This window comes from Pseudoclavibacter sp. AY1F1 (assembly GCF_002931075.1).
Classification (GTDB): domain Bacteria; phylum Actinomycetota; class Actinomycetes; order Actinomycetales; family Microbacteriaceae; genus Pseudoclavibacter.
Genome location: NZ_PSTQ01000024.1, coordinates 17,644 through 18,758, shown reverse-complemented (window position 1 = coordinate 18,758; position 1,115 = coordinate 17,644). Strand labels below are relative to the sequence as shown.

The window sequence follows — 1,115 nt, the reverse complement described above, 5'->3', positions numbered from 1 at the left end:
TCCTCCATGACTGCCCACTCCTGTGGCGTCGCCCGCTGCAGGTAGCCCCGCACGTTCGACTCGTACCTGTGGCTCATCGTCCATCCCTCCCGTTTTGGCTGCGGCTACCTTCGCATCAGCCACCGACTCCGGCAGACCGAAGATGTCGAACGACATCTGGTTCCAGTCCGAACTGCGCTGCTTTCCCTTGCGGGCCATGAATCCTTCGTTTCTCGTGAAGAAGACACCGCAGCACAGATTTCACCATAGTGTATAATGCCCGGCTCTTCGGATGTGATTCGGCGGGCGCGCCGAACCGTGAGGTGGGTCAGAGCGACCGGCTTACTCCTGCGGTACTGGCGCTTGCGCGCACCCGGTCGAGGGCTCCTCGTGCGTCGTCGGCGTGCACGTCGGCGGCACGCTCTCCGCGCTGTTGTCCGGGCACTCCGCGCGTCTCTGCTTCCCGAGCGGAGGCGGCGAGAATGCGGACGTTGTCGGGCCGGAACCCGCCCCAGTGCGTGACGAGCTGCCCGCCGATCTTCACAAGCACCACGGGTGCGCTGAAGTAGCCGAGCTGCTTCACCTCGTCCGCCGCCGAGGCGTCCACGGTGGCGTCGCGTTCCTCGTACGCGATGCCCGCGCTCTTGAACGCGAGCTTGGTGGCCGTGCACTGCCCGCAGTTCGGGGTGGAGATGACTTCGATGCTGCGTTCCATGACCCGGGCCTACGCCATTCCCGAGCCAGGCGTCTTGGTCGCCCACGTCGTCGTGGGCGTCACCACCGGCCCCGTCTCAGGTGCTGGACGGCGCTCTCGGTCGATGGCCACCGCGGTGAACCGAGGGGATGGACCGATGAGCTTCACCGTGAGCTGGTTGTCCGGGACCAGCACGCCCTCCTTGTTCCTACGCGTGCCCATCCGGAAACGGCCAGCAGCTACGGCCAGGTCGCCCCTCTCAAAGGTGCGGCAGATCATCTCCGCCTCCTGCCCGAACGCCACGCACGGCACCGACGTCCGCTCGCCGTCCACCCACTTCCCCTCGACCTTGTTCCGGTCGGTGGTCGCGAGCAAGAACCTCGTGTACGACTGCCCACCGCCCGTCTTCAGCTGCGGGGTCGACGTGAAGTTCCCCTCAAAC

Annotated in this window: 3 protein-coding genes; all 3 read right to left on the bottom strand. The window is 66.1% G+C overall.

What is annotated here, in order from left to right; translation table 11 throughout:
• A partial coding sequence (locus C5B85_RS19465; protein WP_219819452.1) for a hypothetical protein occupies positions 1 to 198 on the bottom strand: 198 nt, incomplete at its 3' end.
• 109 nt (positions 199 to 307) lie between these two features.
• Positions 308 to 694, bottom strand: coding sequence for a glutaredoxin family protein (locus C5B85_RS19730; RefSeq protein ID WP_104287540.1), 387 nt, complete (start codon positions 692 to 694; stop codon positions 308 to 310).
• A 9-nt stretch (positions 695 to 703) separates the two neighbouring features.
• On the bottom strand, positions 704 to 1,115 hold a 412-nt coding region (locus tag C5B85_RS18795), incomplete at its 5' end, for a single-stranded DNA-binding protein (protein ID WP_146078037.1).